General features: G+C 61.1%; 28 protein-coding genes. 23 read left to right on the forward strand and 5 right to left on the reverse strand.

All coding sequences use genetic code 11. The features are described from left to right. The first annotated feature begins 94 nt into the window (after window positions 1–94). The 6 genes from CSING_RS02430 (at window position 95) to CSING_RS02455 (ending at window position 4426) form a co-directional block, all read left to right on the forward strand. Window positions 95–412 (forward strand): WXG100 family type VII secretion target, encoded by a 318-nt coding sequence (locus tag CSING_RS02430; protein WP_042529383.1) that lies wholly within the window; start codon window positions 95–97, stop codon window positions 410–412. 53 nt (window positions 413–465) lie between these two features. Next, a complete protein-coding gene (locus CSING_RS02435; RefSeq protein WP_042529385.1) occupies window positions 466–753 on the forward strand; it encodes a WXG100 family type VII secretion target in 288 nt (95 codons plus the stop codon). A 413-nt stretch (window positions 754–1166) separates the two neighbouring features. Continuing rightward, entirely contained in the window at window positions 1167–1610 is a 444-nt protein-coding gene (gene rplM, locus CSING_RS02440) for a 50S ribosomal protein L13 (RefSeq protein WP_042529387.1), read from the forward strand. Then, a complete protein-coding gene (rpsI, locus tag CSING_RS02445) occupies window positions 1610–2146 on the forward strand; it encodes a 30S ribosomal protein S9 (protein ID WP_042529389.1) in 537 nt (178 codons plus the stop codon). The genes rplM and rpsI overlap by 1 nt, the downstream gene beginning before the upstream one ends. Before the next feature lie 185 nt (window positions 2147–2331). Beyond that, the gene (locus CSING_RS02450; protein WP_042529391.1) at window positions 2332–3711 is read left to right on the forward strand and encodes a hypothetical protein; all 1380 of its coding nucleotides are present in this window, start codon (window positions 2332–2334) and stop codon (window positions 3709–3711) included. A gap of 10 nt (window positions 3712–3721) precedes the next feature. Further along, entirely contained in the window at window positions 3722–4426 is a 705-nt protein-coding gene (locus CSING_RS02455) for a hypothetical protein (RefSeq protein WP_042529393.1), read from the forward strand. On the opposite strand, the gene CSING_RS12965 is transcribed toward CSING_RS02455, so the two are convergent. The 3 genes from CSING_RS12965 to CSING_RS02470 are packed head-to-tail and all read right to left on the reverse strand — an operon-like array spanning window position 4423 to window position 6178. After that, window positions 4423–5085 (reverse strand): hypothetical protein, encoded by a 663-nt coding sequence (locus CSING_RS12965; protein ID WP_052471362.1) that lies wholly within the window; start codon window positions 5083–5085, stop codon window positions 4423–4425. The genes CSING_RS02455 and CSING_RS12965 overlap by 4 nt on opposite strands. Beyond that, a complete protein-coding gene (locus tag CSING_RS02465) occupies window positions 5082–5633 on the reverse strand; it encodes a hypothetical protein (protein WP_144403097.1) in 552 nt (183 codons plus the stop codon). The genes CSING_RS12965 and CSING_RS02465 overlap by 4 nt, the downstream gene beginning before the upstream one ends. Then, entirely contained in the window at window positions 5630–6178 is a 549-nt protein-coding gene (locus tag CSING_RS02470; protein ID WP_144403098.1) for a hypothetical protein, read from the reverse strand. The genes CSING_RS02465 and CSING_RS02470 overlap by 4 nt, the downstream gene beginning before the upstream one ends. A 143-nt stretch (window positions 6179–6321) precedes the next feature. Between CSING_RS02470 and glmM the strand changes: the two genes are divergently transcribed. The 5 genes from glmM (at window position 6322) to CSING_RS02495 (ending at window position 10390) form a co-directional block, all read left to right on the forward strand. After that, window positions 6322–7665: a phosphoglucosamine mutase gene (gene glmM / locus CSING_RS02475; RefSeq protein ID WP_042529400.1), complete on the forward strand. Its 1344-nt coding sequence runs from the start codon at window positions 6322–6324 to the stop codon at window positions 7663–7665. Between the two features lie 118 nt (window positions 7666–7783). Further along, on the forward strand, window positions 7784–8095 hold the full coding sequence (locus CSING_RS02480; protein WP_042529402.1) for a hypothetical protein: 312 nt from the start codon (window positions 7784–7786) through the stop codon (window positions 8093–8095). Beyond that, entirely contained in the window at window positions 8095–9816 is a 1722-nt protein-coding gene (locus CSING_RS02485; protein WP_042529404.1) for a hypothetical protein, read from the forward strand. The genes CSING_RS02480 and CSING_RS02485 overlap by 1 nt, the downstream gene beginning before the upstream one ends. Next, window positions 9816–10073 carry a hypothetical protein gene (locus CSING_RS02490; RefSeq protein WP_042529406.1) on the forward strand — a complete coding sequence of 86 codons (258 nt, stop codon included), beginning with the start codon at window positions 9816–9818 and terminating at the stop codon, window positions 10071–10073. The genes CSING_RS02485 and CSING_RS02490 overlap by 1 nt, the downstream gene beginning before the upstream one ends. Window positions 10074–10171: 98 nt before the next feature. Continuing rightward, window positions 10172–10390: a hypothetical protein gene (locus CSING_RS02495; protein WP_042529408.1), complete on the forward strand. Its 219-nt coding sequence runs from the start codon at window positions 10172–10174 to the stop codon at window positions 10388–10390. Window positions 10391–10454: 64 nt separating this feature from the next. On the opposite strand, the gene CSING_RS02500 is transcribed toward CSING_RS02495, so the two are convergent. After that, window positions 10455–11285, reverse strand: a complete 831-nt coding sequence (locus CSING_RS02500) for a dienelactone hydrolase family protein (protein WP_042529409.1) — start codon at window positions 11283–11285, stop codon at window positions 10455–10457. 151 nt (window positions 11286–11436) lie between these two features. Here CSING_RS02500 and glmS point away from each other — a divergent pair, with 151 nt between their 5' ends. The 12 genes from glmS (at window position 11437) to CSING_RS02560 (ending at window position 24551) form a co-directional block, all read left to right on the forward strand. Then, a complete protein-coding gene (glmS, locus tag CSING_RS02505) occupies window positions 11437–13308 on the forward strand; it encodes a glutamine--fructose-6-phosphate transaminase (isomerizing) (protein ID WP_042529411.1) in 1872 nt (623 codons plus the stop codon). A gap of 69 nt (window positions 13309–13377) precedes the next feature. Continuing rightward, entirely contained in the window at window positions 13378–14472 is a 1095-nt protein-coding gene (alr, locus tag CSING_RS02510) for an alanine racemase (protein ID WP_042529413.1), read from the forward strand. Further along, a complete protein-coding gene (gene tsaE / locus CSING_RS02515; protein WP_042529415.1) occupies window positions 14465–14929 on the forward strand; it encodes a tRNA (adenosine(37)-N6)-threonylcarbamoyltransferase complex ATPase subunit type 1 TsaE in 465 nt (154 codons plus the stop codon). The genes alr and tsaE overlap by 8 nt, the downstream gene beginning before the upstream one ends. 1 nt (window position 14930) lies before the next feature. Continuing rightward, window positions 14931–16523, forward strand: a complete 1593-nt coding sequence (locus CSING_RS02520) for an aspartate:alanine exchanger family transporter (protein WP_042529418.1) — start codon at window positions 14931–14933, stop codon at window positions 16521–16523. 95 nt (window positions 16524–16618) lie between these two features. Continuing rightward, on the forward strand, window positions 16619–17146 hold the full coding sequence (locus tag CSING_RS02525) for a hypothetical protein (RefSeq protein WP_042529420.1): 528 nt from the start codon (window positions 16619–16621) through the stop codon (window positions 17144–17146). Then, window positions 17146–17817 carry a tRNA (adenosine(37)-N6)-threonylcarbamoyltransferase complex dimerization subunit type 1 TsaB gene (gene tsaB, locus CSING_RS02530; RefSeq protein WP_042529422.1) on the forward strand — a complete coding sequence of 224 codons (672 nt, stop codon included), beginning with the start codon at window positions 17146–17148 and terminating at the stop codon, window positions 17815–17817. The genes CSING_RS02525 and tsaB overlap by 1 nt, the downstream gene beginning before the upstream one ends. Then, a complete protein-coding gene (gene rimI, locus CSING_RS02535) occupies window positions 17814–18293 on the forward strand; it encodes a ribosomal protein S18-alanine N-acetyltransferase (protein ID WP_042529424.1) in 480 nt (159 codons plus the stop codon). The genes tsaB and rimI overlap by 4 nt, the downstream gene beginning before the upstream one ends. After that, complete coding sequence (tsaD, locus tag CSING_RS02540) at window positions 18290–19357, forward strand: tRNA (adenosine(37)-N6)-threonylcarbamoyltransferase complex transferase subunit TsaD (RefSeq protein WP_042529426.1); 1068 nt, start codon at window positions 18290–18292, stop codon at window positions 19355–19357. Before rimI ends, tsaD begins: the two co-directional genes overlap by 4 nt. 50 nt (window positions 19358–19407) lie before the next feature. Then, window positions 19408–19836 carry a hypothetical protein gene (locus tag CSING_RS02545; protein ID WP_042529428.1) on the forward strand — a complete coding sequence of 143 codons (429 nt, stop codon included), beginning with the start codon at window positions 19408–19410 and terminating at the stop codon, window positions 19834–19836. 344 nt (window positions 19837–20180) lie between these two features. After that, complete coding sequence (gene groES / locus CSING_RS02550) at window positions 20181–20480, forward strand: co-chaperone GroES (RefSeq protein ID WP_296131649.1); 300 nt, start codon at window positions 20181–20183, stop codon at window positions 20478–20480. Between the two features lie 12 nt (window positions 20481–20492). Further along, entirely contained in the window at window positions 20493–22109 is a 1617-nt protein-coding gene (gene groL / locus CSING_RS02555; RefSeq protein WP_042529430.1) for a chaperonin GroEL, read from the forward strand. Between the two features lie 99 nt (window positions 22110–22208). Then, window positions 22209–24551, forward strand: a complete 2343-nt coding sequence (locus tag CSING_RS02560; protein WP_042529432.1) for an excinuclease ABC subunit UvrA — start codon at window positions 22209–22211, stop codon at window positions 24549–24551. On the opposite strand, the gene CSING_RS02565 is transcribed toward CSING_RS02560, so the two are convergent. Then, window positions 24548–24847 carry a WhiB family transcriptional regulator gene (locus CSING_RS02565; protein WP_042529434.1) on the reverse strand — a complete coding sequence of 100 codons (300 nt, stop codon included), beginning with the start codon at window positions 24845–24847 and terminating at the stop codon, window positions 24548–24550. The genes CSING_RS02560 and CSING_RS02565 overlap by 4 nt on opposite strands. Between the last annotated feature and the right edge of the window lie 289 nt (window positions 24848–25136).

The raw sequence follows: 25136 nt of genomic DNA on the forward strand, positions 1-25136 counted from the left end.
CAGGGTGCTTCTCGGGGGAACTATTCACTAGCTTGAAGCCCTTTGTACCGAAGGGACATGCCCCAGCAAGGGACACAGAAAGAGACCAAAGATTATGACTCAGACTTTCCGCACTGAAGCCGACGTTATGGTGGCCACCGCCGGCCGCGTCGACTCCACCAACGATGAAGTACAGGGAGAACTCACCCGCCTGCAGGGCGTGGTGGATTCCGTCCGCGCAAGCTGGTCGGGCCGCGCACAGGTGTCCTTCGACAACCTCATGCAGCGCTACAACTCCTCTGCGCAACAGCTGCGTGAGGCACTCACCGCCATCAGTGACAATATCCGCGATAACGCCCGCAACTTCGATTCTGTCGAGGCAGATAACGCCCAGTCCTTCGACAACGTCGGTGGCGTCGGCCTCGCCCTGTAACCACCCACGTCAGCTATCACGACTCCACTAACCCACAGATCAAGGAACACACAATGTCTGGAATCAAGTACCAGTTTGGCGCCATCGCCGGCGCCGCCGCCGATATCAACTCCACCTCCGGCCGCATCAACGGTCTCCTCGGTGACCTCAAGGCCACCCTGCAGCCCATGGTGTCCAGCTGGGAAGGCGAATCTGCCTCTGCCTACAACGCCGCGCAGGCTAAGTGGGATAAGGCCGCCGCCGAGCTCAACACGGTGCTCGCCACCATTTCCACCACCGTCTCTCAGGGCAACGACAATATGAGTGACGTCAACCGTCGCGCCGCTGCGAGCTGGGGCTAAACGCTCACCGTCCTTCCACAGCGGGCTACCCGAGCACTCTTTTCCGTATCCATTCACACTTGTGAGCGGTGAATGGCGCTGGACAAGAGATAAGGAGAGGCTGGACGCACCATCAACCATCACCTGTGTGCTCGAAGTACCTCCCGCCTGCGGAAGGCGCCGGTATCGCTTCTCGTCAACAATTCTTCTCCCGCTTCCCCCACCCCCATTCACCGGGAATAGAAAAGTTGGCGGGGGGCGATATCGGCGTTTTGGGTTTTGACCTGCTGCGTACTAAGGTGAATCACCTATGTGTCCGCACCCTTTATTGAGGTGCGCGCGTACTGCAGGTCTCCACCGGCCGCTGTATGTACCGCGTAGGGGCTTACATAGCGTTGGCCGGCAGTTCCGAGACAGACTTTCAAGGAGTCATTTTGTCTACTTTCCACCCGAAGAGCGGTGACATCACCCGCAAGTGGTACGTCATCGACGCTACCGACGTGGTTCTGGGCAAGCTCGCTTCCACCGTGGCAGACATGCTGCGTGGCAAGCACAAGCCCCAGTACGCACCGAACGTTGATTGCGGCGACCACATCATCATCCTTAATGCGGACAAGATCCACGTTTCCTCTAACAAGCGCGAGCGCGAAATGCGCTACCGCCACTCCGGTTACCCGGGCGGCCTGAAGTCCATGACTCTTGGTCAGTCCCTGGACACCAACCCGGTTCGCGTTATCGAGGAAGCTGTGAAGGGCATGATGCCGCACAACAAGCTTTCCAACGCCTCCATCAAGAAGCTGCACGTTTTCGTGGGCGAGGAGCACCCGTACGCCGGCCAGAAGCCGGAAACCTTTGAGTTTAAGCAGGTGGCACAGTAATGACCGAGCAGAACATCGACAACAATGTAGCCGACGCTGCCGACATCGCTGCAGCAACCGCCGCTACCGAGGAGTTCACCAACACCATTGGTGATTCCCTGGCACCGGAAACCGACGCAGAGGCTGAGACCGCTGCTCCGGCCATCCACGAGGGCCCGATTCAGACCGTTGGTCGCCGTAAGCGCGCCATCGCTCGTGTTCGCCTCGTTGCTGGCTCCGGCAAGATCTCCGTCAACGGCCGCGAGTTCGACGATTACTTCCCGAACAAGCTGCACCAGCAGGACATCCTGCAGCCGCTGACCATCCTCGAGCGCGATGGCCAGTTCGACATCAAGGTCACCGTCAACGGTGGTGGCCCGACCGGTCAGGCCGGCGCTCTGCGCCTGGCCATCGCCCGCGCACTGAACGTCTACAACCCGGCTGACCGCCCGGCCCTCAAGAAGGCTGGCCTGCTCACCCGTGACGCTCGTGCCGTTGAGCGTAAGAAGGCTGGTCTGCACAAGGCACGTCGTGCCCCGCAGTACTCCAAGCGTTAATTCTTCGCTTACTGCATTTCCCGAAAGCCGCTGCTTCCTTGCACAGGAGGCGGCGGCTTTCACCGTTGATGGCGGCAGACGGGGCCTAACACGGTGCCGCGCGCACAGTACCGAATGCGGGGAGAACTCCGAAAGCTTACTCGTTTGTGCAGCGCACAGAAGTGATTCTCCTTATACTAAGCGGCGTGAACATCATTATGGAGAGCGTACGGGACGCAGTATCGGTTCCGTTAGACGCCGCGAAGCTGTTGTGGCGGTATCTGCCGCAGCTGGTCACGGTCATCTGCCTATCGCTGGCGGTGCGTGGCGCTGTACTGTGGCTTGCCGTGGTGGTTTCGGCATGGTCACCGTTGGCAGCAACACTCATCTTCCCGTTTGCGCCGCTCTCTGTTATGATTGGCGTCATCATCTGCTTCTGGATCCTGCAGCCCTCCATGGAATTCTTCGGCGGGGAAACACGGTTTAACAAGCTGGATAAAGCTACTCTGCTTACCGTCGGTGGTCTCTTCATCCCGTTTCTTACCGTCTACTCCTCCCATGGGCTGTTGCGCGATGATGGGCGCACCTTTGTCTATGACTCGGTGACCATCGAGGTAGCCAACAGCGTGGCGGACTATGACTTCGACCGGGCGCTCATAAGCTCCGGATGGTTGTTTGCGGGGTTCATTATTTCCATCCTTGTTCTGCGCAAGCTCATCGGAGCGCTCAAGCTGGGTGAGCGCGCTTTCGGCATTGCCACCGCGGCGGCTTACTTGGAGGTGCTGTGGATGGCCACGGCGTCGCTCAGCGTCAGCAGCAATTTTTCCCAGGTGCGTTCCTGGATTCTGTCCCGACAGGGCATCGGTCCTGCGTGGGATGCGATCGTTGCGGCCAAGGACTGGGTTGTCGCCCACACCTGGATCATCGGTGATGTGATTGGCTGGCTGTGGAACAACGCTGCCCAGATGGGTAACTTCATCGTTGTGCCATTCGCCTGGCTCACGCTGGGCGCGGTGGTGTACAACACCAGCCTGACCAAGGATGATGACACAAAGTCGGCTCCGGACGAGGAGGCGATCCCGCCGGAGCAGACGGTTGCTGACGCGCCGATTGAAGGCCCAGCGGAAAAAGGCAAGCTTTCCCCACACGACGAGCAAAAGATGTGGTCTGAGTATGGTCGCCGCTATTCGGAGGCAGCATTCCGTACAACCAGGGACATGCTCGACAACGCTGCGCAGCCCCTCGTCGGGCCATTCCGCAATGCATGGCGCAACTTTAAAACGCTCGCCGTCGCCGGTGCTGTCCCGATGCTGACGTTCTGCTTCGTCTTTGTTCTGGCATCGGGGGCTGAGCTGGGCGTCGTCTATGGCCTGCGCGCCATCCTCAAACCCATGGGACTTGGCATCATCACAATAGGCCTTGAGCCGTACGTGTTGGTGCTGGCCCGCGCGGTGTACTTTGTGGTGGCGCTCCCGCTCGTTGTTGCCGCGCTCGATCGATTCCTCAATGCAGAGTACGCCAGCGAGACGGAGCCATCTGTGGAGGGTGACCGTGCAGCCGAGTCCGTGACCGCAGGCCAAGAATAGGGGAGACACCATGAACGCTAACGCTGTCCCGCAGAAGTCCTCCCAGGATTCCGGCCAGAAAGGTCAGAAACCCGAGGAGGACGTTGATCGCACGGAAGCCACGGTTGATGGATCCTCTGAGCTCAGCTCACGCACACTCAATCTCCTTGCTGTGGGTGCCGCGGTGGTGCTGGTTGCCGGGGGAATTACGATTGAGCAAATTAACCGGCATCAGCCCGAGGAAGAGCTTGCGCGCCCAGATCTGCGCGCGGACCACATTGTGAACCTGCATCCGGAAACCGAGGGTGTTCTGCCCGAGGCGTTTATTGAGAAGATCGCCTTGTGCCAGGAGACCACGCTGGAGTCGAATAACGCCCTGCTGACGGGTACTCACGGCTATTCCTGCAAACTGTGGCTGACCAAGCAAGAGGACGCCGAGGGGCTCGTGACGTTCCACAGTCCGCGCAGCGTCGTCCTCGGGGATGAGGCCGCCGCGCTTGTCGATGCCCTCCCGACCTACCACGACCCCACCTTCCGGACCTCCACCCGCACTGTGCGCGATGCTCAAGGGGATCAGCCGGCAGTTCTCGTCAACGCCTGGGAGAATGATGGTGTCGGTGGCGGTGACATCTATGTCTATTATCCCGAGGACAAGGTGCTCATCACGTGGCCGTGGAACAAGACTGATCCCGGTGCCGACGATGTGGAAGCCGTGGTACGCGGCGAGGGTTTTTAAGCGCGAGCGCTCAAACGCACCTCGTGGGGAGCGCCCCACGAAATCACTAAGTCTTCTGGCTCGAAACCGGAATTAACCACGAAGTAGTAGCTCATCTCCCAGTTTCCGGGGCGGGTGCTGGGCTCGGGGAGGATGTTCGCGTCGAGCTCGAGGAGATCGACGCCGCCAGGACCCGTGGCGCCTTCCGGCTCGCACAGACTCGGCACTGCCGCCGGCAATTCCCCAGGAACGTCCTGTGGGGAGACAGCGAGGCGGGCTGGGTGCTCGAGCCGTGAGGTATCACGAAGCGCAACAGTGCACGAACCGAGTGGAGTCTCCGGATCGGCCTGCCACGCCACGGTTGCTTTGACAACCTCTGTCTCACCGGCCAGCGTTGGGGGATCCATCAGGTTTTTCGCAGCATAGGCAGCGTTAAATTCTTCGCGGTAGCCTGCATCAAGCTGCGTCAACTGCACCGTCGCTGCGTGTTTAACCTTCTCTTCGTCTACGCGATACTCAAAGTTGAAGGACGCTGGTTCGTTGAATCCTGACGCCACCACGTTATGGACGGACAGCGGGCGATAGCCGTGCACCATGACTGACGACGATGCAGCGAGCATTACGGCGAGTGCGGGAAGTGTAGCTGCCCACCACCATCCAGTGCTGATGCGTTTGCTCATAGAGAAACCTCCACGTCAGAGTGAATTTCCTTGCTCATCGGCACGGGTTGCTCATGGAATCCATCACCGGCAAGGTTTTCCACCTCGACTTCGAATGTGGCCGCTCCCAAAGAACCTTCGGGCAGGATAAATATGCTTGTGCAGTCGACGGGCTGTGAGAGGACCTCCGCGTTGCACTGCGGGAATCCCGTGCGGAAGACACGGCCCTCGGCGTCCTCCAGTTTGACGCTAAGGACATAGGTACGGGTGCGTTCCACGGTGAAATGCACCGTGGCTTCATATAACTCTTCCGCATCGCTGGCGGTGCTGCCCGTGTATTCGGCGTATTCCCCCGGCTCCAACTCTCGCACACTGGCCATGACATCGCTGATGCGCGTGTGGCCAGGAATCTCGTCGGCGTACTCAAAGGAGGCAAATTCGACGTCTCGCGGCTTCGGCAACTGGTCACTAATGAAGATGCCCAAGGAGGTAATGGCGGCGGCGACGGCCACCATGGGGATCCGTTTGCGGTTGAGCAGCGGGCGAGCAGAGGTTCTACGATGTGTCACGCCAGCTCCAACTCTGCGACAGGGGTGGGATCAAACCAGTTATAGGACATGTCCAGCGTGGACTTACGCAGCGTCAGGTTGTTGAGCACCAACGCTGTCCCTGGAACATCGTCGACAGTGATGTCGACGGCAAAAGGTACGTCCGGATTCGGTATCTGCACCGCGCCATTTGAGACTGCGGGTGCAATAGAGAATTGATCGATCGGCAGTGGCTCCCCCTCGCGGGTCAGGCTAAACATGTCGCGGTAGCCAGTGAAGGCGAGGTCCTGGGTGTTGCGGAACGTTGCGGTGACGTGTACCTGACCGTCCTCGACGCGGGGCTTATCGACGACCACCTCAGCCTGCTTCAATTCCACCGCTTCACCAGGTGTGATGACTGAGGGCTCCTCCGTCTTCGCGGGTTCGGTGTTGCCAAGCACCAGGAAGAGCGCCGCGACGGCGAGTACAGCCATATTGAACTTGGTCAGCACGCCGTCAGTGAGGGTCTTGAGGAGCTTCACTCCCTTCGATTCCCTCACGCGCTTTAAACCTGTCGCATCAGCCATGCTGCTTATTCAAGCAGAGGTTGGCGCATCGCGCGCGGTGATTGGGGAAGTTTCCCCAGCGCATGGCTCGAGACTAGCGTTGCTCAGGCGGCAAATTGTCCCAACCTGCGACAGGTGGGGTGCAGCAGGCATAATTGAGGGCTATGACTCGTATTTTTGGAACCGACGGAGTTCGCGGTCTCGCGAACAAGAAGCTCACCCCGATTCTGGCGCTGCGCCTGGGACAGGCTGCGGCAGAGGTTTTGACCTCGGACCGTGAGTCCTACGAGCGCCGCCCGCTCGCCATTATCGGCCGTGACCCCCGCGTATCCGGTGAAATGCTGGACGCGGCTATCGCATCGGGTTTGGCCTCGCGTGGCGTCGACGTCGTCCGTGTTGGCGTGCTGCCGACCCCGGCCATCGCGTTCCTTACCGATGACTTTGGGGCCGATCTCGGCGTGATGATTTCGGCGTCGCACAACCCGATGCCGGACAACGGCATTAAGTTCTTCTCCGCGGGCGGCAAGAAACTCCCGGATGAGGTCGAAGACCGCATCCAAGACACCATGGACACCATCACGGAGGGCGGTCCAACAGGCACGAAGATCGGCCGCATTATTTCTGAGGCTCCCGATGGCCGCGAGCGTTACCTCAAGCATCTCGCTGAAGTTGTCACCACTGACCTGACCGGCATCAAGGTTGTTGTCGATACCGCCAATGGTGCTGCGTCTAAGGTGGCTCCAATTGCGTATGAGGCAGCTGGTGCTGAGGTTATTGCTATCCACAACAAGCCGAATGCCTTCAACATCAATGAGGACTGCGGTTCGACCCACATTGACAAGGCACAGGCGGCCGTCGTGGAGTACGGCGCAGACCTGGGCCTGGCGCATGACGGTGACGCCGACCGCTGCTTGGCCGTTGACGCTGAAGGGACTGTCGTCGACGGTGACCAGATTATGGCGCTGCTGGCTGTGGGGATGAAGGAGGAGAATGACCTCCGTTTCAACACGCTCGTAGCTACTGTCATGTCCAACCTGGGTCTCAAGATCGCGATGAAGGAGCAGGGCATTGAGGTCAAGGAAACTGCGGTGGGTGACCGCTACGTGCTTGAGGAGCTCAACCGTGGTGATTTCTCGTTGGGCGGTGAGCAATCCGGTCACGTCGTTCTTCCGGATGACTGCACCACCGGTGACGGTACGCTGACCGGACTGTCCATCATGGCGCGCATGGCAAAATCCGGGAAGTCCCTCAAGGAGCTGGCTTCCGTCATGACCGTGCTGCCACAAGTCCTCATTAATGTTCCGGTGTCTGACAAAGCCGTGATTCTCGACGCCCCCGAGGTCAAGGAAGCCATCGCCGCCGCCGAGGCGGAGCTGGGTGACACTGGCCGCGTACTGCTGCGTCCGTCCGGTACCGAGGAGCTTTTCCGCGTCATGGTGGAGGCCTCTGAGAAGGAGCAGGCACGCAAGGTAGCAGGACGCCTTGCCGCGGCCGTTTCCGCAGTGTAAATCACGTGTTCAGCGGTTCCCCGGAAAATTTGGGATGACGGGGAACCGAGAGGGGGCTTTCTCAGTCCAATAAGAGCAGGAATAACTGTTCATTGTGGACGAGAAGGAGGGCGCTTGTATGCCCGACGTATTTTTTGATGAAGACGAAGCCATGCGGCTTCTGAGCAACGTCATTGACCAGACTGCCGTGCAAAGCGATGCCCACCGGGGCGATGCCCCCGATTTCCCTCAATCCTCAGCAGGCAGGGATTTTGGGGGTCATGGAGCACAGATTCAAGCACTGTTGAGTCGCTTGCATGAGCGTGGCGCCTGGCGTTTGGACAACATATCTGCCACCGCTGACGCCGCCCGCGCGCAGATCCGCGCCTACGGTGATGTCGATCGTGGCCTTGCAGGTAAGCTTGGCGCGCAGACCATGGGGGTGGATTAATGTCGGCGGTGGTCACATCCCTTCTTGGGGATTATTCGCAGGCGGTATCCCAGTTTCAGGCTGCAAGTAGGGGCAGCTACGCCGGCCCCAGCACGCCCATCGGTTTGCTGGGGGACATGGTCGGATCGGTCGAAGGCATCAACCCGGGGGACCTCGTCATGAACACTGCGTCCGCGATGGGCGCGCGGCGTCCGTTGGGCGGTGGTAAGGGCTTGAAAGAGTTCTTGTTCGGCACGGTACTGTCTCTGGCTGGAGGCGCGATTATGGACCGCTTACGTGGCGTCCAGGATGACTTTGAAGAGGAACGTCGGGAGGCCGATGACCTCGTGGAGTCAGCGCAACAATGCTCGGATGCCATTGAGGATGTTGTTCACATCTCTGACTCTGCTTTGGTAGAGCTCATTACGGCAGTAATCCCGCTACTCAACATTTTGACCATGCTGCTGCAGCGTCATCCCCTGGGCAAGCTCATCATTCCAGTGATTTCATCCATCGGTGGTGACCTCATCGAGCAAACGAATGACACAATTTCGCAGACGTGCCGGGATCGCGATACCGCTATTGAGAACTGCTACTGCGAGTTTGAACAACGTTGTAGTGACGTCTGCGAACGCGAATTGCCCGAAACTCCACCTGCGCCTGAGTGCGGCCGCGAAGAACAGCCGCAGCCTAGCCCTGAACCGTGTGAGCCTGCCGCACCCGAGACACCAGCGCAGCCGACTCAACCGGCAGCTCCGGCAGTTCCGGCCCAGCCAGCCGCACCTACGCAGCCGTCAGGGCCTTCGGCTCCAAGCCAGCCCTCCGCGCCTGAAGCTCCGGGTGAGCAGGAGACACCACCGAAGGAAGAGACCGAACCTGCGGCCGTAGAGCCTCGGGAGTGCCCGCAGCCCGAGTCTTCACCGAAGCCGGCACCACCAGTTGAGCCTGAAACGGAGCAGAAGGTTGTCCCAGCCGAGGAGATTGTCCCGAAGACCCAGCCACAAAACGTCGCTGCTCCGGAGCCTATGACGACCGTTCCGGAGATAGAATGCGAGAACAACGCTCCCGAACCATGTGGCTGTCCCGAGACCTTTGAGGACTCTTCCTGCGATTGCGAGGAAGCCAAAGGCGTTCGCGATGACACACCCACTACGCCAGCTGATGCAGGTTCTGAAGCTTCGACGGAGATGGTCCCTCCTGCGGACCCACAGCCAACTGAAGACTCAAACGGTACCGATGAAACCCACGAACCGGACGATGCTGGCACCCCGGATGAGTCGGAAGATAGCGAGGACGTGGAACCACCCGCCCCGACGGAGGAGTGCACTCCGGAGGTGTCGTGCAGCGGAATCCTGGGCATCCTCGGCGTGGGGGTTGCGCTGGTCGGGATTGGCCTCCTCGCTGATGCAGCTATGGATTTTCTGGAAAATGTTCCGGAGCTTGAGCCAGAGCCTCAGCCAGAGGACATGCCAGCTCCCGAGCCAGAGCCAGCTCCGGAACCTGCACGAAGCGATGGTGTGATTGCTCCACCTCCAGAGCTGAACACGGTGCCCGAACCTGCGCCGCCGGCGGAGAAGCTTGCGCATGTACAAGCAGCAGGAGCTCCTGTCCCTGCGGATCCTTTGCCTGCGCCTGCGCCGTCAGCGCCCGAGGCAGCCCCAGGGACTGAACCTCATGATGCTCCCGAGGCACCGAAGCCAGAATCCCCGTCCGTACACGCACGAAAGGCAGGGCAGTGGTAATGCCGCACAATGATTTTGATGACTTTGCCCGCGGTTTCCGCGAGCGCACTGCAGCCCGATTGTTGGAGTTTGAAAAAGCGATGGCCAAGGCGCAGGACGAACTGGAGAAGTCTGCGCAGCGCGCTACCCAAGCCCAAACGCACGCAGAAAGACAGGGACGAAGCACAGCTTCTAGAGGCGTTATGCATGGACAAAGCCAGGGACAGGGCCAGAACCGCCCGCGTGGTCAAGTGCAATCGGTGCTCAGGCGCAGCTGATGCAGCAGCGAGAAACAAGTCTGGTTCCTCGCAGTCACAGGTGATACTGTGAGGTGGCTGACTACTGCATGTATCAACCAGGGTGAGGAGAATGCCGCATGTCAGTGCCTTGGCTTTATGACGTCCTGTGGGGCGTTCTTCCCATGCTGTACCTCGTGGTGGCTTTTGTTGTGCTTGGCGTTGAGATTAAATACGACAGAGATATGGCGCACATAAAGCTGTGGACGGCCGCTCAGTTGCTTCTTCCAGGCATTGGACTTATCGCCTGGTGCCTTATTGAGGTCCCTCGACTAAAAAGGCTACAGCAGGACGGATAACTGACCGTCCTGCTGTAGCTGAAGGAAGAGTTGCGCCTTGCGGCGCCTTCTAGTTGATACGTATTTAGTCGCGTTCGAAGCCAGCGCGCTTGGCCAGGGCCTCACCGGTGAAGCTCTCGACGCCCTTCGCGGAAGCGTCGGCAGCCGCGAAATCGTCATACTTAGACTCGCCGGCAAGCTGGCTGAGGAGGAAGCCGGTGACCAAGCCACGTGCGGTTTCAACCTCGGTTCCTTGGAAGAATCCGGAGCCGAGCGCTAGCTTGAAGAACTTGTCCTCGCTAAAACCGGACTGCGTGCCCTTAGCAATCTCGCGGTACGCCACTGGGCCGGCCCACGCGTTGGCCAGCTTGGAAGGGTTGCCAGCGCGGAAAATATCATCCTGGCCCGAGCCAATGATGAGGCCACGTGCCTTCACAGCACGTGCGGCTTGGATTGCGGACGGTGACGTATCAGCAGGGTAAAGTGCGGCCACCGCGCGGACCTTGGAGTTATCCACTGCAGCTAACGTAGCGACTCCGCCGCCCATGCCGTGGCCGACAATGCCCAGCTTCGAAGGAGAAACCGAAATCTTACCGGCGCCCATCTTGACACCTGTGGCGATCTGCAGGGCGCTTTCAACGTCAGCAGCCAAGTTGCGGTGATTGGCAAAAGCGCCAGTTTCCGTATCCGGGGCGACGACGACGATTCCCCAGCTGGCCAGGTGGCGCAGGGTGGCGTGATAGTCCTTCACGTTCTTCGTCCAGTCGTGGGCAAAGGCCACGGCCGGCAAGCCTTTACCCTCAGCGGGGGTGTAGACCTTGCCCTCCAGACCTGCATAGGACAGGTCACCAACGAGGACGCGGTGCGGGCCGCGCTTGGACAACGTACCGAGATGCTTCTTCAAATTCGCAGACACGCTTTACAGAATAGAGGAAAGACTGCCCGCACAGGTGGAAAGCGTCGTCTGGAGGGGTGTCATAAAGCCCCTGAGTAGGGTGGTGTCCTCCTCAGCGAAAGTCCGGTCCCCGACCGTCGGTAAAGGGATACGTGCTGTAGGATCCCGTTTTATGTGTGGAATCGTTGGATATGTAGGCCATAACACTGATGGTCGTGACTACTTTGCCTTGGACGTGGTGCTGGAAGGCCTGCGCCGTCTCGAATACCGCGGGTATGACTCCGCGGGCGTTGCCATGTACACCGATGGTGAGATTGGCTGGCGCAAGAAAGCCGGTAAGGTATCGGCACTTGAGGCGGAAATCGAAGCCCGCCCGCTTAAGGATTCCGTCCTGGGCATTGGTCACACCCGTTGGGCCACTCATGGTGGCCCGACGGATCTCAACGCCCACCCGCATGTGGTTGATGAAGGCAAGCTTGCCGTCGTTCACAACGGCATCATTGAGAACTTCGCCGAACTTAAGCACGAGCTGGAGTCCAAGGGCCACAACTTCGTCTCTGAAACGGATACCGAAGTGGCAGCCACCCTGCTGGGAGATATCTTCCACAACGAAGCTGGTGAAGACCTCACCAAGGCTATGCAGCTGACCGCTGCCCGCCTCGAGGGTGCCTTCACTCTCCTGGCTATTCATGCTGACCAGGCTGACCGCATCGTGGCGGCGCGCCGCGATTCGCCGCTGGTCATCGGTTTGGGTGAAGGTGAGAACTTCCTGGGCTCGGATGTCTCGGGCTTCATTGACTACACCAAGTCCGCCGTTGAGATGGACAATGACCAGGTCGTGACCATTACCGCTGATGACATTGAGATCACTGACTATGAGGGCAACCCCGCAGAAGGCAAGCCCTTCGAGATCAAGTGGGACGCCGCAGCGGCCGAAAAGGGTGGTTACAACTCCTTCATGGAGAAGGAGATCCACGACCAGCCTGCCGCCGTGCGCGATACGCTGCTGGGCCGCCTCGATGAGAACGGCAACCTAATTCTTGATGAGATTCGTATCGAGGAGTCGGTTCTCAAGTCGATCGACAAAATCATCGTCATCGCCTGCGGTACGGCAGCTTATGCCGGCCACGTCGCGCGCTATGCCATTGAGCACTGGTGCCGAATCCCGTGCGAGGTTGAGCTCGCCCACGAGTTCCGCTACCGCGACCCAATCGTGAATGAGAAGACCCTCGTGGTGGCTCTGTCGCAGTCCGGCGAGACCATGGACACCCTCATGGCTGTGCGCCACGCACGTCAGCAGGGCGCCAAGGTTATCGCCATTTGCAACACCCAGGGTTCCTCCATTCCTCGCGAGTCCGACGCTGCCCTGTACACCCACGCCGGTCCGGAAATCGCCGTGGCCTCTACCAAGGCCTTCTTGGCGCAGATCACCGCAACTTACCTGCTGGGCCTGTACCTGGCGCGCCTGCGCGGCAACATGTTCTCCGATGAGGTCAACGCTGTCCTCAACGAGCTGCGTGCGATGCCCGACAAGGTTGGAAAGGTTATCGCCAATGAGCAGCAGGTCTATGACCTGGCCAACGCTATGGAGAACGCCAAGTCGGTGCTCTTCCTGGGCCGTCACGTGGGCTTCCCAGTAGCACTTGAGGGTGCGCTTAAGCTCAAGGAGATTGCTTACCTCCACGCCGAGGGCTTCGCTGCTGGTGAGCTCAAGCACGGCCCTATCGCACTGATTGAGGAAGGCCAGCCGGTCTTCGTCATTGTGCCGTCCCCGCGTGGCCGCGATTCCCTTCACTCCAAGGTGGTCTCCAACATCCAGGAGATCCGCGCCCGTGGTGCCATCACCATCGTTATTGCGGAAGAAGGAGATGAGGCTGTGGAGGCCTACGCCAACCACATCATCCGCATCCCGCAGGCGCCCACCCTCATGCAGCCGCTGTTGGCCACCGTGCCGTTGCAGATCTTTGCCTGCGGCGTGGCCACGGCTAAGGGTTATGACGTGGATCAGCCACGTAACCTGGCCAAGTCCGTCACCGTGGAGTAAATCCATCCCCAGTACCAACGAGCGGGCAGCGAGCATGGAGCTCCTGCCCGCTCGTGGCACAATGAGGGCATGTTGAGAACCACCGTTGACCTCGCCGCTATTGCCCACAACGTCGCTGTTGTTAAGGAGGCGGTGGCCCCAGCCCGTCTTATGTGCGTGGTTAAGGCGGATGCCTACGGCCACGGCATCGAGCGCGTGGCTCCAGTCATGGAGGAGGCGGGAGCGGATGCTTTCGGCGTTGCCACACTGTCCGAAGCCGTGGCGCTGCGTCAGGTCATCCCCACCGCTCCAATCGCCGGTTGGTTGTGGGACCCGCACGAGGATCTCACACCGGCGCTGGATGCCGGCATTCAGATAGGCATTCCTTCCCTCGAGCACGCTCGCGCACTGATTGCGACTGGGCGCCACGCCGAGGCTTTCGTGATGGTGGAGACGGGGATGCACCGGTCGGGCGTCGATAAGCACGAGTGGTCCGAAACGTTCGCAGTGCTTCGCGACGCCCCCACGATCACCGTCCTCGGCCTCATGTCCCACTTTGCGTGCGCAGATGATCCTACGCATCCCCACAATGACCACCAGGAAGCGGAATTCCGGGAGGCCCTTTCCTGTGCCCGTGAGGTGGGACTGGAGTGCCCCATTAACCATCTGGCGAACTCTCCGGCGGCGCTGACGCGGCCCTCCGCGCGCTTTGACCAGGTGCGCGTGGGCGTGGCTCTCTACGGGCTGGAGCCCGTCGCCGGCCGCGAGCATGGACTCATACCTGCCATGAGCTGGGAAAGTTCCGTCGTGGCAGTGAAGCCGATTTCGGCAGGTGAGTCCACGAGTTATGGACTTACGTGGACCGCGGAGAGTGACCGCTACCTCGCCACTGTGGCTGTTGGCTATGCTGACGGTCTTCCGCGCGACGTTCAAGGGGCGCTCCAAGTGGGGCTTGGCGGTGAGCTGTACCCGCAGGTAGGGCGCGTGTGCATGGACCAGATCATCGTTGATCTCGGTTCCAACCCGCACGGCGTGGAGGCGGGGGACACTGCTGTCCTGTTTGGCCGCGGCGGAATGAGCGCGACGGAGCTTGCCGACGCCGCCGGAACCATCAACTATGAAATCGTGTGCCGTCCCACCGGCCGTACCACCCGAATTTATTGTGAAGGAACTTCTAATGCTTAGTGATTTTCCACACTCTGGAACCCGCGAGGCCGCCACTGCGGAGGACGCGCAGGTTTTCGGCGAAGAATTGGGAGCCGCGCTCGAAGCCGGGGATCTCGTCATTCTTGATGGCCCTCTGGGTGCCGGAAAAACCACCTTTACCCAGGGCATTGCTCGGGGAATGCGGGTGAAAGGGCGGGTCACCTCACCCACCTTTGTCATCGCCCGCGAGCACCCCTCAACCGTGGGTGGGCCGACGTTGGTGCACGTCGATGCCTACCGGCTCCTTGACCATTCCGATGATCCATTGGGGGAGCTCGACAGTCTAGACTTAGACACCGATATCGAGGACGCTGTGGTCGTTGCCGAGTGGGGTGGTGGCTTTATGGAGCGTCTTTCGGATTCCTATCTTGCAGTAACGATTAATCGCGACTCAGATGATGATGTTCGCGTTTTTTCTTGGAATTGGGTGATGTGATGTGCTGGCCTTTTTGGCTGAACAACCCCTCTTAACACTCTTTTTGATCATGGCGGTCGGTTTGGCCGTCGGTAAAATCAACTTTTTTGGAATTTCCCTCGGTGCCGCGGCTGCAATGTTCGTGGCTTTGGGCTTGTCCGCAGCTAACCCGGACATTGTGGTTCCCCCGTTTGTCTACCAGTTTGGTCTGGCCATCTTCGTCTACGTCATTGGTTTGAACTTTGGTCGTAGCTTCTTTGAGGATTTCCGTCGACGCGGCTGGAAGATGTCGTTGGTCGTCATCATTCTGTTCTTCGTTTTGGCTGGCCTGACCACTGCGGCGGTGCGCTTTTTCGATCTCGACCCGGCCCAGGCCGTCGGTATGCTGGCCGGTTCCCAGAGCTCCACGCCGGGTATGGCTGCTGTGGTTGAGACATTGGGTGGAAACAGTGCCCCCGTCGTTGGCTACTCCCTGGCCTACCCTGGCTGCATCATCGCCACCATCCTGGTAGCCGCAATCGGCGCCCCGCTCTTCGGTATCAACCACGTCAAGGATGCCAAAGAAGAAGGCATGCTGTCCGAGCCTCTCAAGTGGAAGGCAGTGCGCCTGACCAAAGACCACGGCATTACCGTGGGCGAGCTTGCGGAATACACGGGTGAGGCGGTCATCGCTACCCGCTGCCTCCGCACGTCGAATGATCACGTCCTTGCTGATCCGAACATGGAGCTGCGTGCCGGTATGGAGCTTCTGCTCAACGGCACCATCCCAGCGCTAGAGCGCGCGATCGCTATCTTGGGCGAAGAGATACAACTGCATCTTCATGAGGAAGATGGCCTTATTTACCGCCGCCTCACGGTGTCGAATCCGAAGGTCGCCGGCCGCACGATTGGGGAATTGGACACCTTGAGCCATGGCTTCCTCATCGCCCGTATCCGCCGCGGTGATACTCAAATCGTGCCGAATGAGAACACCGTGCTCTACTACTCGGACCGTGTCCGTGTTGTCACTGCACCGGGCCGTCTTGATAGCGTCCGTAACTTCCTCGGTGATTCCGAATCCAAGCTCGGCAACGTTGACTTGTTCCCCTTTGCCCTTGGCTTGCTCATCGGCCTACTCTTCGGTGCTATCCCGATTCCGCTACCAGGCGGTACCACCCTGTCCTTCGGTTTCGGTGGCGGCCCCATCGTCGTGGGCCTCATCCTCGGTGCGCTTGGCCGAACGGGCCCCATTCACTGGCAGATGCCATTCCACGCTAAGCAGACCATCTCGACCTTGGGCCTGACCTTGTTCTTGGCGGGCGTGGGTACCTCTGCCGGTGGTCAGTTCCGTGACGCCTTGTCGGATCCGACGTCACTGAAGTACATGGGTGTGGGCGTTGTGCTGTCCCTCGTTTCTGCCATCGGCATCGGTCTCGTGTGCACCTTGGTGCTGCGTCTCAAGTTTGATGAGGCCATGGGCGTAGCCGCCGGCATGACCACCAACCCTGCGGTCATGGCATACCTTAACTCGCAGACCGGAACTCAGTTGGCGGAGCGTGGCTATGCCACGGTTTATCCGACCACGATTATCGGAAAGATCCTCATGTGTCAGATGCTGGCGCTGATCATCGTCTAACACGCGCCTGCGCTGGGTAGTGCAGGAGCATGGGAGGGCAGTCGCGTAGGATGAACGCGTACTGTACCTCCCTTTTTTAGGAGCGAATAAACTTTATGAACAAGCTCGGCCAATTCATCACCACCGTTGTTATCGGCGGCTTCGCCATTTTCCTTGCGGCCCTCATCGCATTGTCGATGAATAAAGACTCCGCTGATGGCGAGATCACGTCGACGCTGTCTGAGACTCTGACGGACTACCCGAAGAACCTCAACTTTGCTGCGCTCATCGTTCCGGATGTCTATGGCTCCGATCAGGTCGGCGGCCTGGTGGTGTGTCCGGGCACGTCGGAGAAGGATCTCTCCGAAGCCCAGGTGGATACCGCTGACATTGAATTCGAGGACGGCAAGGTGGCCGATGACGTGAACTACTTCGTCACCGTCTCCACTGAGCAGGAGTATCACGCGGAGAAGCTTCAGCGCTCCAACGTTGATCTGTGTGACGAGCTGCTCAAACAGACTGAAGCTGCGAAGCAACAGGGTCAGGACCTGCCGGCTGTGTACCCGGTCCAGCCGAACACGCCGATGCAGTTCCTCCGCGCCGAGAAGGATGACGACAGCACCAACTGGCACTTCGTGGGCTAATGAAGGTTCTCGCACTCGACACCGCCACGACTGACCTCGTCACGGGAATCGTCGATACGGATACAGGCGAGAGCATCGATCGTGTCATCACCGACACGCGGGCCCACAACGAGCAGCTCGTCCCCACAATTGAGCAGCTGCTTGTCGACGCCTCCCTCACCTACCCCGACCTCTCCGCCCTCGTCGTGGGCACGGGGCCGGGGCCCTTCACGGGTCTGCGCGTTGGCATGGCTACCGCGTCCGCGCTGGGCGTGGCGTTGAATCTGCCGGTGCACGGAGTGTGCACCCTCGATGCCATCGCGCATGGTCGAGCAGGGGAGTGGCTGGTGGCCATCGATGCGCGCCGCAAAGAGGTGTACTGGGGAACCTATGCCGATGGGCGCCGGGTGAGCGGCCCTGAGGTGTCCAAGCCGGAAACGCTTGAAATGCCGACGGACTCCGCGCGGCTCATCTTCCCTGAATCCATCGCCCCGCGCCTGCCGGAAGCCCTTTCCGGGCTTCCCCGTGAGTGGGCGACCCCGCGCGCGGCCGGCCTTGTCGCCTGCGCAGATTTTACGGCCGAACCCGCGCCGCTCGTCCCGCTTTATCTGCGCCGCCCTGATGCGAAGGTTCCGCAGGCTAAGCCACGCTCAACTGCGCTCGTCGGCGGCGCTGAACTGACCGAATCATGAGGTTGCGCCCGCTCATTCCTGCTGACGCCCCGCGCTGCGCTGAGCTGGAAAAAATCCTCTTCCCCGGCGAAAGCCCCTGGCCCGCGCGTGCCTTTGAACAGGAGATCGCCGCCGGACACACCACCTACTGGGCAGTGGATGAGGCGGAGCAGGATGATGAACCTTGGGAAGCTCTGGGCTACGCCGGCGTGGGGCGGATGGGTCCTGCCGCGTGGCCGGACTATGAAATCCGCACCATCGGCGTGGCGCCCGAGGCGCAGCGCCGCGGCATCGCGCGCATGATGATGGATGCTCTCGTCGAGTTGGCAGATGCCCACGATGCGCCCATCTTCCTCGAAGTCCGCGTGGGCAACGAGCCTGCCATCCGCCTCTACGAGGCCTATGATTTTGTGATCAACGGGCTGCGCCGCAACTACTACCAGCCGTCCGGCGCCGACGCCCACACTATGTACCGACCACGAAAGAGTGAGAGATGATCATCCTCGGCATTGAGTCCTCCTGCGACGAAACCGGTGTGGGCATCATTGAGCTATCTGATGACGGCCACATGCAGATCCTCGCCAACGTCGTCGCCTCCTCCATGGAACAGCACGCGCGATTTGGCGGCGTCGTGCCCGAAATTGCCTCCCGCGCCCACCTCGAGGCCATGCCTCAGGTGATGAAGGCGGCGCTGGAGGAGGCGGGCGTCGACAAGCCAGATGCGGTGGCCGCCACGGTGGGGCCGGGACTGGCCGGCGCACTCCTCGTAGGCGCTTCTGCCGCTAAGGCCTTCGCCTCCGCGTGGGGCGTGCCTTTCTACGGCGTGAACCATCTCGGTGGCCACGTGGCGGTGGCGAACCTGGAGGGCGAGGAGCTGCCGCACTCAGTGGCGTTGCTCGTCTCCGGCGGGCACACGCAGCTGCTCGAGGTCGAGTCCGTGGGCAAACCCATGAAGGAACTGGGCACCACGCTTGACGACGCCGCCGGCGAAGCCTACGACAAAGTCTCCCGCCTGCTGGGGTTGGGGTATCCGGGAGGGCCGGTCATCGATAAGCTGGCCGCCCAAGGCGAACCCACCATCGACCTGCCACGTGGCCTCTCCCGCGCCGAGGATCTGCGTGGCCCCAACCGCCACAACTTCTCCTTTTCAGGCCTGAAAACCGCGGTGGCGCGCCACGTGGAAAAGGCGGAGCGCGAAGGCGACACCATCCGCGTGGAGGACCTGTGTGCCTCCTTCCAAGAAGCGGTGGCTGACGTGCTCACCGCCAAGGCCGTGCGCGCCTGCCAGGACACCGGTGCCAAGGTGCTCCTACTCGGTGGCGGCGTGGCGGCGAACTCGCGCCTGCGCGCCCTGGCGGCCAAGCGCTGCGAGTCTGCTGGCATCGAGCTGCGCGTACCGCGCTTTTCCCTCTGTACGGATAATGGCCTCATGATCGCTGCCATCGCCTCCCAACTCATCCACGAGGGCGCAGAGCCCTCCGGGCTGGCCTGCGGTACCGATACCCAACTGGAGGTTGAGGTTCCGCTTCTAGCGGATGCGGGATCCCCAGCGCACAGGTAGTGTGAGGGCGGAAAATTGCCCTCACTGGCTATTAAGGAGCTCTCACAGCTATGACCACTGGATTCCTCGTTAACCCGGACCTGTCCCGCCGCACCATCGAGTTTGAGCTGGAGCACGCGAACCAGTTCCTCGGTGGCACCACCGAGGACCGCGTCTCCGTGGCCTTCCAGGACGATGGCCAGACCTACGCGGCACTGTTCAACCCGAACGCCAAGGCAGAAGGCGCGGACCCCAACCCGGTCGCTTCCCTCGCACGCAACGCCGCTGCAACCGGCAACTCCGCCTTCCTGCAGGACCCGATCCGTTCCATCTGTGGCCAGGTCATCTTTGTTGCGGCTGATGGCGATGATAAGAATATCGACGAGGTTATCGAGGCCGTGGAGCACGGAATCCGCGCGGTGAAAAACTACCGCGAAGACAACCCGGAGGAGTACAACCTCTGGCGCGCGGCCGTGCTCAACTCTGATAAGCAGGTCTAGGCCGCGCACGAAGTTTTCACGACGCAACGGTCCGTCATGGGCCCGCGCGTCTTTTTCGTTTTCAGGTCCACCCGCTACCTACCTCGGCGCTGGTTTCTGCGCAGAGGCATTCCGCCAGCTCGGAACGGGAAGTGTGATAACTCTCGCGCGCGCGAGAGATGTCGTTCGCGCAGGGCGAACGAGTGAGCGCCCCACAACGTTGAGGGTTAGCAGTCGCGCGGGTAGAGTGCTAGTCAGGTTGTTTTGACCCACAGTTGTTCACCCGCGACGACGGCTGTGCTGGACTACCCACAACCGGCACGCGCGCGCTCATGTGGGCGCGCATTAGGAACAATTCGGAGGAAATCATCATGGCAAACATCAAGCCGCTGGAGGACAAGGTCCTCGTCCAGATCGTTGAAGCTGAGACCACCACTGCATCCGGCCTGGTTATCCCGGACTCCGCTCAGGAGAAGCCGCAGGAGGCCACCGTCGTGGCTGTCGGCCCGGGCCGCACCAACGACAAGGGCGAGGTTGTCCCGGTTGGCGTCAACGAGGGCGACACCGTCATCTTCTCCAAGTACGGCGGCACCGAGCTGAAGTACGACGGCCAGGAGTACCTCCTGCTGTCCGCTCGTGACCTGCTCGCTGTCATCGAGAAGTAGGCGATTGACCCTATGCCAAAGCTGATTGCATTTGACCAGGAGGCCCGCGAGGGCATCCAGCGCGGTGTAGACACGCTTGCCGACGCCGTCAAGGTCACCCTCGGCCCCCGCGGCCGCAATGTCGTGCTGTCCAAGGCCTTCGGTGGACCGACCGTCACCAACGACGGCGTGACCATCGCTCGCGACATCGACCTTGATGACCCGTTTGAGAACCTTGGTGCCCAGCTGGTGAAGTCGGTGGCCGTCAAGACCAACGACATCGCCGGTGACGGCACCACCACCGCGACCTTGCTGGCCCAGGCTATCGTCTTCGAAGGCCTGCGCAACGTTGCTGCCGGCGCTAACCCGGTGGAGCTCAACAAGGGCATCGCGGCGGCGGCTGAGAAGGTCGTCGAGGAACTGAAGAAGCGCGCCACCCCGGTGAACTCCTCCGCGGAGATTTCCCAGGTCGCTACCGTCTCCTCCCGCGACGCGGAGGTCGGCGAGATGGTCGCTGGTGCGATGGACAAGGTGGGCAAGGACGGCGTCGTGACCGTCGAAGAGTCCCAGACCATCGAGTCCACCGTGGACGTCACTGAAGGCATTTCCTTCGACAAGGGCTACCTCTCCCCGTACTTCGCTACGGAGGAAGAGACCTACAACGCCGTGCTTGACGACGCCGCAATTCTCCTCGTCCGCAACAAGATCTCCTCCCTGCCGGACTTCCTGCCGCTGCTGGAGAAGATCGCGGAGTCCTCGCGCCCGACGCTGATTATCGCTGAGGACATCGAGGGTGAACCGCTGCAGGCACTCGTCGTGAACTCCATCCGCAAGGTCCTCAAGGTCGCCGCCGTGAAGTCCCCGTACTTCGGCGAGCGCCGCAAGGGCTTCATGGATGACCTGGCCGTTGTCACCGGCGCCACCGTGGTGGACCCGGAGGTGGGCATCAACCTCAAGGAGGTCGGCCCGGAGGTTCTCGGTTCCGCCCGCCGCGTCACCGTGTCCAAGGAAGACACCGTGATCGTGGACGGTGCTGGTACGGCGGAGGCCGTCGAGGAGCGCCGCGAGCAGATCCGTCGCGAAATCGAGCGCACCGACTCCACCTGGGACAAGGAGAAGCTCGAGGAGCGCCTGGCCAAGCTGTCGGGCGGCGTTGCCGTCATCCGTGTCGGCGCCGCTACCGAGACCGAGGTTAACGAGCGCAAGCTGCGCGTCGAGGACGCCATCAACGCCGCTCGCGCGGCTGTTGAGGAAGGCGTTATCGCCGGCGGCGGTTCCGCGCTGGTTCAGATCTCCAAGGAGCTCGAGGAGTTCGCTGAGGGCTTTGAGGGCGAGGCCAAGATTGGCGTGCTCGCCGTGTCCCGCGCGCTGACCCGCCCGGCCTTCTGGATCGCCGAGAACGCCGGCCTGGACGGTTCCGTTGTCGTCGCCCACGTTGCCGAGCTGGGCAACGGTGAGGGCTTCAACGCTGCCACCCTGGAGTATGGCAACCTGCTCGAGCAGGGCATCATCGACCCGGTGAAGGTGACCCACTCCGCCGTCGTCAACGCTGCCTCTGTTGCCCGTATGGTGCTGACTACTGAGGCTTCCGTTGTGGAGAAGCCCGCCGAGGAAGAGCCGGAGCAGTCCGGCCACGCGCACGCGCACTAAACGTGCGCGTGGGAAGCAGGAGCTTCCCACGTTGCCGTAAGGAAGGCCCGCCTCCCCGCACACCCTGCGGGGCTTGGCGGGTCTTCGCCGTGCCCGGGCATGGTGACAGCCCCGTTACTAGACTGTGCAGCCGTGAAACAGGAATTCATCACGGTCACTGGTGCTCGCGAAAATAACCTCAAAAACGTCAACGTGCGCATCCCCAAGCATGCGCTCACCGTCTTTACCGGAGTGTCCGGCTCCGGCAAGACGTCGCTGGTTTTCGATACCATCGCCGCTGAGTCCCAGCGGCTTATCAACGAGACCTACCCCGGATTCATCCAGGGGTTTATGGATGCGCCGCCACGGCCGGACGTCGACAAGCTGGAGGGGCTTACGGCTGCCATTGTGGTGGGGCAGGAGCCCATGGCGGCCTCCGCGCGCTCCACGTTCGGTACCGCCACCGACATCACGGGGCACCTGCGTGTGCTTTTCTCCCGCCTCGCCGAGCCCCGCGCCGGCGGGCCCGCCGCCTACTCCTTCAACGTGCCCTCCGCTTCGGGCCAGGGCGCAATTGAAGTCAATGGGGTCAAGGAGGTACGTCGCTTTGAACGCACCGGCGGCATGTGCCCGCGCTGTGAGGGAAGGGGAGAGGTGGGGGACGTCGATAAGCGCCAGCTCGTCGATGAGTCCCTGTCCCTCAACGACGGCGCCATCATCTACCCCGGCATGAAAGTGGACTCGTGGATGTGGCGCGCCTACGCCGAGTCCGGGCTGTACCCGGCGGACGTGCCTGTCACGGAGTTCACGGAGGAGCAAAAACGCGACCTGTATGAAACCGAGACCAAAGTTAAGGTCGGCGGCGTCAACATGAGCTACATGGGGCTGGTCACGCGGTTGAAGAGCAACGTGTTGAGCAAGCCGGTGGAATCCCTGCAGAAGCACATGCGCGCCTTCGTCGAGCGTGCGGTGGTCTTCATCGACTGCCCGGAGTGTAAGGGCACGCGCTTGGCACAGCACGCGCGTGAGTCCTTCATCGATGGCGTCTCCATCGCGGATGTGTGCGCCATGGAGCTTGCCGACGCCACCTCCTGGCTCCGCACTCTCTCCTCACCGCTAGCTGCCGCCCCGCTGCGCGGGCTGGAAGCCGCCTTGGAACTCGGACTGGGCTACCTGACTCTCGACCGCGCCACTGGAACGTTGAGCGGCGGGGAGGCGCAGCGCACGCGCATGGTGCGGCACATCGGCTTGGCGCTTACGGACGTCACCTACGTTTTTGATGAACCCACTGCTGGCCTGCATCCGTACGATGTCACGCGGATGAACGATCTGCTGTTGCAGCTGCGCGATAAAGGCAACACGGTGCTCGTGGTGGAGCACAACCCGGAAACGATGGCCATCGCGGACTGTGTTGTGGAACTTGGCCCAGGCGCAGGCGTGGAGCGTGGTGAAATTGTCTCCACTGGAAGCATCGACCGCGAGACGGTTCAGCTCCGAGAGGAGGTGCGCGAGCCCACCGGTGTGCTGGAAATCCGCGGGGCGAGCCGCAATAACCTGAAGAACATCGACGTGGATATCCCCCTGGGCGTGCTCACGGTGATTACCGGCGTGGCGGGGTCGGGTAAGTCCTCGCTCATAGACTGTGTGCCGGACAGTGACCGCATCCTCATGGTCGACCAGTCTCCGCTGTCGGGCTCGCGGCGTTCCAACCCTGCTACCTACACTGGCGCGATGGATGCGTTGCGCAAGGCCTTCGCTAAGGCCAACGAGGGCGTGACCCCCGGCATGTTTTCCTTCAACTCGGACGGGGCCTGTCCGGTGTGTTCCGGTGCGGGCGTGGTGACGGTGGAGTTCGGCGCAATGGATAGCGCGGATGTGCCCTGCGAGGTCTGTGAAGGTCGCCGTTTCGCCGCCGACGTTTTGGGCTACAAGCTGGCGGGGAAGAACATTGCGGAGGTGCTGGCACTGCCGGCTGCGGAGGCCGTCGAATATTGCAAGAGCGCCAAAGTTGCCGCGGCGAAGCGCGTCTGTGAGCAGCTCGTTGCGGTGGGGCTGGGCTATCTCACGCTGGGGCAGCCGCTTTCTACTTTGTCAGGTGGTGAGCGTCAGCGCCTGAAGCTGGCGGTGCGCTTGAGTGACCGCAAGGCTAAGACGGACATCATCGTGCTGGATGAGCCGACGGTGGGGCTGCACCGAAAGGACGTCGACACGCTGCTGGCGCTTTTCGACGATCTCGTGGACTCCTCTCTCACCCTCATCTGCGTCGAGCACAACCGCGCTGTCGTGGCACACGCCGATCACGTTATCGATATGGGACCCGGCGCGGGCTCTGCTGGTGGTGAGGTCGTGGCGGCGTGTTCGCCGCGCGAGTTCCTCAACACGGAGACCCTCACGGCCCGCTACCTGGCGCAGGTGGTGGAGGGGCGCACCGAGCGTGAGAGCACCGAAGCGGAGGAGTCTTAAGCGCTGACGGTCGCGTGGGTGCGACGCGAGCGCAGGGCGACGACGCGCTCAGATTCGCTCATGCCGCCCCACACGCCGTAGGGCTCGCCGGATGCTAGGGCATGCTCGCGGCAGAGCTCGATGACCGGGCAGGTGTGGCAGATGGCCTTGGCACGGTTCTCGCGCTGGGCGCGGGCGCGCCCGCGCTCGCCGTCTGGGTGATAGAACACGTCAGAGTTTTCTCCACGGCATGCGCCCTGGAGCTGCCAATCCCATAAGTCCGCATTCGGCCCGGGGAGCAGGAAAGACTGAGACACGTTCGATTCTCCTTCGTCGAAGATAGAGCGCCCTAGCGAGTGTGAGGCCAGTACGACAGGCATCACGAGCGCCGAGGCGTGGTGAGACGAGATTGAAGTGTGTCCCCCCTGGGTAAACGGCACGTTACACACTGCTGACATTCAGGTGTAACCGCCCGAAATCTGCCGCTTTTAGCGGTAGTGACCTGCCTTTATGTCGAAGGTGAACTATGTATGAACTTTTCCCAGACTGGCTTAAGGGCTGGGAATAGGCCCCGTCGTTTCGGGTTTCGTGAGAAGGGTGTGACAT

Source organism: Corynebacterium singulare, assembly GCF_000833575.1.
Classification (GTDB): domain Bacteria; phylum Actinomycetota; class Actinomycetes; order Mycobacteriales; family Mycobacteriaceae; genus Corynebacterium; species Corynebacterium singulare.

Coding starts and splice junctions, on each gene's coding strand:
- CSING_RS02430 (WP_042529383.1), top strand. CDS start 95: ATGACTCAGACTTTCCGCACTGAAGCCGACGTTATGGTGGCCACCGCC.
- CSING_RS02435 (WP_042529385.1), top strand. CDS start 466: ATGTCTGGAATCAAGTACCAGTTTGGCGCCATCGCCGGCGCCGCCGCC.
- rpsI (WP_042529389.1), top strand. CDS start 1,610: ATGACCGAGCAGAACATCGACAACAATGTAGCCGACGCTGCCGACATC.
- CSING_RS02455 (WP_042529393.1), top strand. CDS start 3,722: ATGAACGCTAACGCTGTCCCGCAGAAGTCCTCCCAGGATTCCGGCCAG.
- CSING_RS12965 (WP_052471362.1), bottom strand. CDS start 5,085: ATGAGCAAACGCATCAGCACTGGATGGTGGTGGGCAGCTACACTTCCC.
- CSING_RS02470 (WP_144403098.1), bottom strand. CDS start 6,178: ATGGCTGATGCGACAGGTTTAAAGCGCGTGAGGGAATCGAAGGGAGTG.
- glmM (WP_042529400.1), top strand. CDS start 6,322: ATGACTCGTATTTTTGGAACCGACGGAGTTCGCGGTCTCGCGAACAAG.
- CSING_RS02480 (WP_042529402.1), top strand. CDS start 7,784: ATGCCCGACGTATTTTTTGATGAAGACGAAGCCATGCGGCTTCTGAGC.
- CSING_RS02485 (WP_042529404.1), top strand. CDS start 8,095: ATGTCGGCGGTGGTCACATCCCTTCTTGGGGATTATTCGCAGGCGGTA.
- CSING_RS02490 (WP_042529406.1), top strand. CDS start 9,816: ATGCCGCACAATGATTTTGATGACTTTGCCCGCGGTTTCCGCGAGCGC.
- CSING_RS02495 (WP_042529408.1), top strand. CDS start 10,172: ATGTCAGTGCCTTGGCTTTATGACGTCCTGTGGGGCGTTCTTCCCATG.
- glmS (WP_042529411.1), top strand. CDS start 11,437: ATGTGTGGAATCGTTGGATATGTAGGCCATAACACTGATGGTCGTGAC.
- alr (WP_042529413.1), top strand. CDS start 13,378: ATGTTGAGAACCACCGTTGACCTCGCCGCTATTGCCCACAACGTCGCT.
- tsaE (WP_042529415.1), top strand. CDS start 14,465: ATGCTTAGTGATTTTCCACACTCTGGAACCCGCGAGGCCGCCACTGCG.
- CSING_RS02525 (WP_042529420.1), top strand. CDS start 16,619: ATGAACAAGCTCGGCCAATTCATCACCACCGTTGTTATCGGCGGCTTC.
- tsaB (WP_042529422.1), top strand. CDS start 17,146: ATGAAGGTTCTCGCACTCGACACCGCCACGACTGACCTCGTCACGGGA.
- rimI (WP_042529424.1), top strand. CDS start 17,814: ATGAGGTTGCGCCCGCTCATTCCTGCTGACGCCCCGCGCTGCGCTGAG.
- tsaD (WP_042529426.1), top strand. CDS start 18,290: ATGATCATCCTCGGCATTGAGTCCTCCTGCGACGAAACCGGTGTGGGC.
- CSING_RS02545 (WP_042529428.1), top strand. CDS start 19,408: ATGACCACTGGATTCCTCGTTAACCCGGACCTGTCCCGCCGCACCATC.
- groL (WP_042529430.1), top strand. CDS start 20,493: ATGCCAAAGCTGATTGCATTTGACCAGGAGGCCCGCGAGGGCATCCAG.
- CSING_RS02560 (WP_042529432.1), top strand. CDS start 22,209: ATGGTGACAGCCCCGTTACTAGACTGTGCAGCCGTGAAACAGGAATTC.